Raw genomic sequence first — 9,231 nt, 5'->3', positions numbered from 1 at the left:
ATCTTGAGGAATTAAGATGGTTGTTAGTGAGAAGTTCGGCTGCTATTTTAACAGGAGGAGCAATTGCTTGGGTTTTTAGTGATTTTATCTTTCAAACCATCATTTTCGGACCTATGAAAGGTGATTTTATTACCTATCAGTTTTTTTGTGATTTAGCAAATAAATATGATTTAGACAAAAGTTTTTGCGATGCTACTCTGAATTTCAGTATTCAAAATACCGAAATTGAAGGGCAAATTTCTTTATTAGTTTGGACGTGTATTACAGCAGGGTTTATCATAAGTTTTCCTTATATTTTATTACAATTTTGGAATTTCATTAGTCCAGCATTATATAAAAAAGAAAAAAGAAATGCGGTAAAATTTATAGTTATTTCCTCTTTGTTATTCTTTTTAGGCGTGTTATTTGGTTATTTTGTATTAACACCATTATCGTTGAATTTTTTATCAACATTTACCGTTTCTGATGTAATAAAAAATGATATTAATGTCAATTCTTATATCGGAACTGTAAAAACTACTACTTTAGCTACTGGTTTAATTTTCGAATTACCAATTATAATTTATTTTTTATCCACTTTAGGGTTGGTAACCCCTTCCTTTTTAAGAGAATACAGAAAATGGGCGTATGTAATTATCTTAATTATTGCTGCAATTGTAACTCCACCAGATGTAATTAGCCAAGTTATAGTCACAATCCCGTTAATTATACTTTACGAAATTAGTATTTTTATTAGTGCTTTTATCTTTAAGAAAAACAACAAATCAATAACCACAATATAATGAGTGATTTAATTTCCGAGTTTAACGACTATCGTGCTAAAATGAATGAAAAATTATTAGCAGATGATAATAAAGTAATTAAAAGAATTTTCAACTTAGACACAAACGCTTATAGCGAAGGTGCGCTTGATGTGAAAACTAAAGAATTATTAGGATTAGTAGCTTCAGCGGTTTTGCGTTGTGATGATTGTATAAAATATCATTTAGAAACGGCCTATAAAAATGGAGTAAATCGTACAGAAATGATGGAAGCTATGAGTATTGCTACTTTAGTTGGTGGTACAATCGTAATTCCGCATTTGCGTAGAGCTTATGAGTTTTGGGAAGCGTTGGAAGAAGCAGGAACTAAATAATTGTTAATTTGTATAATCGTTTATTTGAATATTCGTTTATTTGTAAAAAATAACTTAGCCACTTTGTAACTTAGTTACTTAGAAACTCATAAAAAAATGAAATTAAGAGCCGAAAATTTAGTTAAAACATATAAAAAAAGAAGCGTTGTAAAAGGCATTTCTGTTGAAGTAAACCAAGGCGAAATTGTGGGTTTATTAGGCCCAAATGGTGCTGGAAAAACAACTTCTTTTTATATGATTGTAGGTTTAGTAAAACCAAATTCTGGAAATATTTATTTAGACGATATGAATATTACCGATTATCCAATGTACAAACGTGCTCAAAACGGAATTGGGTATTTGGCGCAAGAAGCATCGGTTTTTAGAAAATTGAGCATAGAAGACAATATTTTATCGGTTTTACAATTAACCAATTTAACCAAAGCCGAACAAGAAGCCAAAATGGAAAGCTTAATTGAAGAGTTTTCATTAGGTCATATTCGTACAAATCGTGGCGATTTATTATCAGGTGGCGAACGAAGAAGAACTGAAATTGCACGTTGTTTAGCTACGGATCCAAAGTTCATTTTATTAGATGAACCGTTTGCAGGAGTTGACCCAGTTGCAGTTGAAGATATTCAAAGAATCGTAGCACAATTAAAAAATAAAAATATCGGAATTTTAATTACCGACCATAACGTACAAGAAACATTAGCCATTACAGATAAAACCTATTTAATGTTCGAAGGTGGTATCTTGAAAGCAGGAAAACCAGAAGAATTAGTGGAAGATGAAATGGTTAGACGTGTATATTTAGGTCAGAATTTCGAATTAAGAAAAACAAAAATAGACTTTAATGCTTCAAAAGAAGTTGAGTTAGATATATAAATTTTAAAACACATAGACACATAGGGAACAAAATAAAACTATGTGCCTATGTGTTTCATTCTAGTATTTATTTTATACACACTTTCTTCAAATCAGCTACGTTTCCGTTGAAAACGTTCACATCTACGAGTTCGTTGATACCGTGAAGTTGGGCTTTTTCTGTAAATTGCCACATTAAATAATCATCTTCAATTTTTTCTTTCCAAGGATTGTAGTTTGCTATCCAAAATAAGTAGTCTGGAAAATCGTCTCGCAAAAAATCTTCGTAATATTTTTCACCTGTATAAATAATAGGTTTCACTCCGTACTGTTTTTCTACTAGAGTTAACCAATTTTGTAATCCTTCTTTTAATTTGTTCATCGATTGCCCTTTAGGCATTTTTTCGATATCTAAAATTGGTGGTAAATGTCCTTTTCGTAAATTGACATTCTTAATAAAATTAGTAGCTTGATCAGTTGAATTTTCATCTGGACGGTAATAATGATAAGCACCCTGAATATAAACAGTTGATGATAAATTTTTCCAATTTTTCTTGAAATTTCTATCTACTTTTTTACTTCCGGCTGTAGCCCGAACCACTACAAACTTAATTTCAAATTGTTCTTCAATAGCTTCAAGATTTTCCCAATCAATAGTGCCTTGATACTGTGAAACATCTATCCCGAAAATTTTACCTTCGTGATTGGCAACGATATCATTTATTCGAGCATCTTCAAGTTTTCTTTGATTTGCGGTTAAATTGGCGTGTTTGTATTTAAATCCTAAGTAATATAGAACCACATCTTTTTTCTGATACACGAAAACAATCGTAATCAATAACAAAAAAAGTCCAAGAATCCATTTGAAAGATTTCGGACTAATTAAAGTTTGTTTTTTTCTTTTAGAAGTATATTTTCTTCTGGTTGCCATTACACTTTCTTACCAACAGTATTATTCACCACAGATAACATCACATAAAGCAAAATGATAATTGGAATGGCGATGAATTCTAACAAGATTATTAAAATTAAAGAAAGAATCAAAAACACGACTTGCATTTTATATTTTTCCCAGCTGAAACTCTTCACTTTTAAAGAAAATAAAGGAATTTCTGCATTTAATAAATACGAGCTTAAAACTGTAACTCCAACTAAAACATAAGGATTACTTAAAAAATCAACCAACCATTCAAATTCCGAATGAAACTGAATCATTGGAATACTCATAATTAACAAAGCATTCGCTGGTGTTGGCAAACCAATAAACGAATCCGTTTGACGCGTATCAATATTAAATTTAGCCAATCTGTAACAAGATGCTAAAGTGATTAAAAATCCTAAATACGGTACAACACCCATATAATAGGTGTCTTCTGTTAAATTATATTGCGATTGGTTTTCCTGAATATCTGCTAACATTTTATACATTACCAATCCTGGCACCACGCCACTTGTCACCATATCTGCTAAAGAATCCAATTGTAAGCCAATTGGGCTTTGTACTTTCCAAATTCTGGCGAAAAAACCATCCCAATAATCAAAGAAAATACCTAAACAAACCAATGAAAAAGCTTCATTATAATTTCCGTTAAACGCGTGAATTAAAGCCAATAAACCTGCTAATAAATTCAACAAAGTGATGGTATTTGGAATGTGTTTTTTGATACTCATTAAGTAATGTTTTTATTATTATGAATTTTCTATAGCAAATGTAAACAATAAAATGAAAGAATTTGAGTTTATTAAAGAAGAAATTATGATATTTGTTGTTAGATTTAAATGATTTGAAAAAAATAATAGTATTCATCGGGTTGCTGACTTCCACGTCATTTTTCGGACAAACTATTCGTAAATATTCCAACGAATTTTTAAACATTGGAGTGGATGCGGCAGCGTTAGGAATGAGTAATGCGGTAACTGCACAAACCTCGGATGTAAATTCAGGATATTGGAATCCTGCTGGGATATTACAATTGGAAGACAAACAAATTGCTTTAATGCACGCGAATTATTTTGCAAATATTGCGCAATATGATTACGCGGGTTTTGCTATGCCAATTGACGACCGAAGTGCGTGGGGAATTTCTTTAATTCGTTTTGGGGTGGATGACATTTTAAATACAACACAGTTAATTGACAGTCAAGGCAATATTGATTACAACAGAATTTCTCTTTTTTCTACTGCAGATTATGGCGTAACATTTTCATACGCCAGAAAATTACCGGTTCAAGGTTTTAATTATGGAGTAAACGCCAAAGTAATTCGAAGAATTATTGGCGATTTTGCTTCTTCTTGGGGTTTTGGATTTGATGTAGGCTTGCAATTTCAAAACAAAAACGATTGGAAATTTGGTTTAATGTTACGAGATATTACCACAACATACAACACTTGGACCATTAACGAAGAAGAATATGAGAAAATAAAAAATGCTGTTCCAGGTGAAAACCAAGAATTGCCAGAAACCAGTGAAATTACTTTACCAAAAGCACAATTTGGTTTGTCTAAAAAATTCGAATTTCATTACGATTACACTTTAACAACAGCAGCCAATTTGAATATGGAATTTGCACAAACAAATGATATTATTTCTACAAGTATGGTAAGTATTAGTCCTGCAGTTGGTTTTGAATTCGGATATATTGATTTGGCTTTTTTAAGAGCTGGCGTTGGGAATTTTCAACAAATCACACAAATTGACAATACAAATAAAGTAAGTTTTCAACCTAATATTGGCTTAGGATTTAAATACAAAGGCATTCAAGTAGATTACGCCTTAACTGATTTAGGAAATCAAAGCGCGGCACTATATTCTAATGTATTTTCTGTAAAAGTGGATTTAGGAATTTTTAGAAGATAATTTTTTGAGAATATATAGAATAGAATATAGATATTAGACTTTTATTAGTCGTTAAAAACACATATAATATGCTAAAAAAATTACTTTTCTTATTACTACCTATTATTGGTTTTTCTCAAAACATAATTTTATCAGACAATGCTAAAGTTAGTATTTTAACTTGCGGAACGGCGCCAGTTTCTTACGCTATGTATGGACACACTGGAATTCGAATTACAGATAATGTAAATCAACTTGATGTGGTGTATAATTATGGTGCTTTTGATTTTACGACTCCAAATTTTATTATGAAATTCGTAAAAGGTGATTTACAATATTTTGTAACAAGCGAAAATTACTACGATTTTGAATACAATTACAAATTAGACGGAAGAAGTATTGTAGCACAAGAATTAAATTTAACTACAGCACAAAAACAACAACTTTTGAATGAACTCAACAGTAGTTTAACTTCCGAAGAACGTTTTTATACCTATAAATTTATTGATAAAAATTGCACAACAATGGTTGTAGATAAAATTAATAAAATATTAGGCGAAGAAATTCTAAAACAACCGAAATCAGAGCAAAGTTACAGAGAAATTTTATATCCGTATATGTCGGATTTCTATATGAAATTAGGGATTCAAATTATTTTTGGAACGAAAGTAGACCAACCCGCTACGCGCCTATTTTTACCTTTAGAATTTGAAAAAGTATTAAATACTGCCACTCAAAATGGCAAAAAAATCGCAAAACCTTCTGAAATTTTAAATGAACAAACCGTCACAACGCCGTTTTCCTACTTAAATTCTATTTATTCATTATTAGTTGCGATTGTAATTTTGATTTTAATAAACAAAAAAGGCATACAAATTACCTATTTCATTTTCGCAGGGTTGTTAGGATTATTTTTTAGTTTAGTAGGATTCTATTCGCTTCACGAAGAAATTTTATGGAATTACAATATTTTGTTATTTAATCCGCTATTGTTGATGTTTGTTTATTTTTATTGGAAAAAGAATACTCGAAAAACCATTTTATTTGGTCAAATTTGTATGGCGCTCACGATGGTTTATTTGGCTTATATTGTAAACAAAGTGCAAGTATTCATACTACTACCAATAATCGCATTGCACCTATTTTGGTTGATTAAAATAGTACTAAAGGAAAGAAAGATATTTTCTTAGAAATTAAAAAACTTTACAATATGCTTAATCAAATTGATTTTTCAAAATATGCTTCTTATTGTGCAATTTTCATTAGTAGCGTATTTCTATTATTCATATTTATTTTATACATCTACCCATCAATTATTTTTTATAATGCACTTGAAATATTTGCGTATTTATCTGCTATAACTGGCACATTAGGTTTTTTATTTTCTATTATTAGCATAAGAGAAACAAACTCCTTAAAAAAATGGTTAGTAGTTTTGGTTAACCTTCTTTTCGGTATATTTATATTAGTTTTCTTAATCTGGTTAAATCTATAAATAAAAAACGCCAAGCTTTCACTTGGCGTTTTTCGTTTATTTGTACTATAAATTAATTCGTTAATAATTTATGCGAAGGCGCAAACTTAGTTAAGTTAATACCTTCTACTGCTTTTTTGTATTCTTCAATGGTTGGCGTTCTACCTAAAATTGTTGATAAGACTACTACTGGAGTTGAAGACAATAAAGACTCTCCTTTTTTCTCAGCAGTATCTTCCACTACTCTTCCTTGGAATAAACGAGTTGAAGTAGCCATAACCGTATCTCCTTTTGAAGCTTTTTCTTGGTTACCCATACATAAATTACAACCTGGTCGCTCTAAATATAACATATTTTCGTATTCTGTACGAGCTGCACCTTTTGGAGCATTATCATCAAATTCAAAACCAGAATATCTTTGTAATACTTCCCAATCGCCTTCTGCTTTTAATTCGTCAACAATATTATAGGTTGGTGGCGCTACTACTAAGGGTGCATTAAATTTAACTTCTCCTTTTTGTGCTTCTACATTTTTAAGCATTTGAGCTAAAATTTTCATATCTCCTTTGTGTACCATACAAGATCCGATAAATCCTAAATCTACCTTTTTTGTTCCACCATAAAAAGATAATGGACGAATCGTATCGTGTGTATATCGTTTAGAAACATCTTTATTGTTTACATCTGGATCTGCAATCATAGGCTCTGCGATTACATCTAAATCTACAACAACTTCTGCGCTATATTTTGCATTTGTATCTGGTCTTAAAGCTGGTTTATCACCTGATTTAATTTCAGCAATTCGTTTATTTGCTTTATTAATTAATCCTTGAAGCACTTTATTATGATTGTCCATTCCTTTATCAATCATAATTTGAATTCTTCCTTTTGCAATTTCTAACGATTCAATTAAAGTATCATCTTCAGAAATACAAATAGATGCTTTGGCTTTCATTTCTGCTGTCCAATCCGTAAATGTAAACGCTTGATCAGCCGTTAAAGTTCCTAAATGCACTTCAATAATTCTACCTTGGAATACATTTTCACCACCAAATTGTTGTAGCATTTGTGCTTGAGTAGCGTGAACCACATCACGGAAATCCATATACGTTTTCATAGTACCTTTAAACGTTACTTTTACAGATTCTGGAATTGGCATAGACGCTTCACCAGTTGCTAAAGCTAAAGCCACAGTCCCTGAATCGGCTCCGAAGGCAACACCTTTAGACATACGTGTATGCGAATCGCCACCAATAATAATGGCCCATTCATCAATAGTTATATCGTTAAGAACTTTATGAATAACGTCTGTCATTGGATGATAAACGCCTTTTGGATCACGAGCCGTAATTAATCCGAAATCGTTCATAAATTGCATTAATTTTGGAATATTTGCTTGTGCTTTTTTATCCCAAACTGACGCTGTATGACAACCCGATTGATACGCTCCATCAACAATTGGAGAAATAACGGTCGCAGCCATAGACTCTAACTCTTGAGCTGTCATTAAACCCGTTGTATCTTGTGAACCAACAATATTTACCTCAACACGAACATCTGAACCAGCGTGTAATACTTTTTTAGAAAGCGTACCAACTGCATTTCTATTAAATATTTTTTCAACAGCAGTAAGACCTTGTCCGTCAATTGAGATTTCTTTTGAAGGCGCATATACTAATGGCGCTTCGACACCAAGTGTTTCAGCTGCAAAAGTTTGAATTTTTTTACCAAAAACAATAGCATAAGAACCACCGGCTTTAATAAATTCTAATTTTTGAGGTGTGAAGGCTTTAGAAATATCAATTAATTCTTTATCGCCATTATATAACTTCTTTGTTTTTGTATTGATAGTAAGCACCGTTCCTGTTTCCACAGAATATACGTGTTCTAAAACAGGGTCGCCACTTTCATTACGAACAACTTCTCCGTTTGAATCCGTCTTTTTAACCCAGTTTTTTAAATCTAAACCAATTCCACCCGTAACATCAACTGTCGTTAAGAAAATAGGCGAAATTCCGTTTGTCCCTGCAACAATTGGTGCAAAATTCACAAAAGGAACATAAGGGCTGGCTTGTTTACCTGTCCAAAGCGCCACATTATTTACACCCGACATACGTGATGAACCTACGCCCATTGTTCCTTTTTCTGCAATTAACATTACAGATTTGTCTGGATGTTGAGCTTGTAAGGCTTTAATTTCTTCTTGTGCTTTAGGTGTAATCATACACTTCCCGTGCAATTCTCTATCAGAACGTGAATGTGCTTGATTTCCCGGAGAAAGTAAATCTGTAGAAATATCACCTTCACCAGCTATATAGGTCACTACTTTTATTTCTTCTGCAATTTCTGGAAGTTTCGTAAAAAATTCTGCCTTAGCATAACTTTCTAAAATTTCTGTAGCAATTGCATTTCCATTTTTATACGCTTCTTTTAAACGATCTGTATCTGCATCATATAAATATACTTGCGTTTTTAAAACATTTGCAGCTTCTTTTGCAATATCTAAATTGTTTCCTAAAGCGATATCAAGCAATACTTTTATAGAAGGCCCACCTTTCATATGAGATAATAACTCAAATGCAAATGCAGGAGTAATTTCATTAACTACAGATTCGCCAAGAATTATTTCTTTTAAGAAATTTGCTTTTTCAACTGCTGCACTTGTAGTACCTGGCAACGTATTGTAGATAAAAAACGTAAGTGAATCTTTTCTATTTTCGTTTGTTACATCTTTTATTTGAGAAACGATCGCTTTAAGTAAATCAGCGCCATCAATTGGTTTTGGATGCAATCCTTGGCCTTTTCGTTCTTCAATTTCATTGATGTATTCTTTATAAATATTTGTTTCCATATCAAAAATATTATGATAATTTATTAATCTGTTTTAAAACTGATACAAATTTAACCAATTCTTTTTAGATTAAAAAATTTATAATAAA

8 protein-coding genes are annotated in these 9,231 nt (G+C 31.5%); 5 read left to right on the top strand and 3 right to left on the bottom strand.

The genetic code is table 11. The features are described 5' to 3' along the window. The 3 genes from tatC to lptB all read left to right on the top strand — a co-directional run. A partial coding sequence (gene tatC / locus ACIQ11_RS00825; protein ID WP_396151901.1) for a twin-arginine translocase subunit TatC occupies positions 1–782 on the top strand: 782 nt, incomplete at its 5' end. Beyond that, complete coding sequence (locus ACIQ11_RS00820) at positions 782–1,135, top strand: carboxymuconolactone decarboxylase family protein (protein WP_291241067.1); 354 nt, start codon at positions 782–784, stop codon at positions 1,133–1,135. The genes tatC and ACIQ11_RS00820, both read left to right, overlap by 1 nt. 96 nt (positions 1,136–1,231) lie before the next feature. Next, positions 1,232–2,002: an LPS export ABC transporter ATP-binding protein gene (gene lptB, locus ACIQ11_RS00815; protein ID WP_396151899.1), complete on the top strand. Its 771-nt coding sequence runs from the start codon at positions 1,232–1,234 to the stop codon at positions 2,000–2,002. 67 nt (positions 2,003–2,069) lie between these two features. Here the strand turns inward: lptB and ACIQ11_RS00810 are convergent, their stop codons facing one another. Next, positions 2,070–2,912: a GH25 family lysozyme gene (locus ACIQ11_RS00810; RefSeq protein ID WP_396151897.1), complete on the bottom strand. Its 843-nt coding sequence runs from the start codon at positions 2,910–2,912 to the stop codon at positions 2,070–2,072. Beyond that, complete coding sequence (locus ACIQ11_RS00805; protein WP_396151907.1) at positions 2,912–3,646, bottom strand: CDP-alcohol phosphatidyltransferase family protein; 735 nt, start codon at positions 3,644–3,646, stop codon at positions 2,912–2,914. The genes ACIQ11_RS00810 and ACIQ11_RS00805 overlap by 1 nt, the downstream gene beginning before the upstream one ends. A 146-nt stretch (positions 3,647–3,792) precedes the next feature. Between ACIQ11_RS00805 and ACIQ11_RS00800 the strand changes: the two genes are divergently transcribed. Next, complete coding sequence (locus ACIQ11_RS00800; protein ID WP_396151905.1) at positions 3,793–4,839, top strand: PorV/PorQ family protein; 1,047 nt, start codon at positions 3,793–3,795, stop codon at positions 4,837–4,839. Positions 4,840–4,907: 68 nt separating this feature from the next. Beyond that, positions 4,908–6,008 (top strand): DUF4105 domain-containing protein, encoded by a 1,101-nt coding sequence (locus ACIQ11_RS00795; protein WP_396151895.1) that lies wholly within the window; start codon positions 4,908–4,910, stop codon positions 6,006–6,008. A 357-nt stretch (positions 6,009–6,365) separates the two neighbouring features. Here the strand turns inward: ACIQ11_RS00795 and ACIQ11_RS00790 are convergent, their stop codons facing one another. Next, positions 6,366–9,143, bottom strand: coding sequence for a bifunctional aconitate hydratase 2/2-methylisocitrate dehydratase (locus ACIQ11_RS00790; RefSeq protein ID WP_396151893.1), 2,778 nt, complete (start codon positions 9,141–9,143; stop codon positions 6,366–6,368). Between the last annotated feature and the right edge of the window lie 88 nt (positions 9,144–9,231).

Source organism: Flavobacterium sp., from assembly GCF_044361065.1.
Lineage (GTDB): Bacteria > Bacteroidota > Bacteroidia > Flavobacteriales > Flavobacteriaceae > Flavobacterium.
This window is presented reverse-complemented; position numbering and strand designations above follow the sequence as displayed.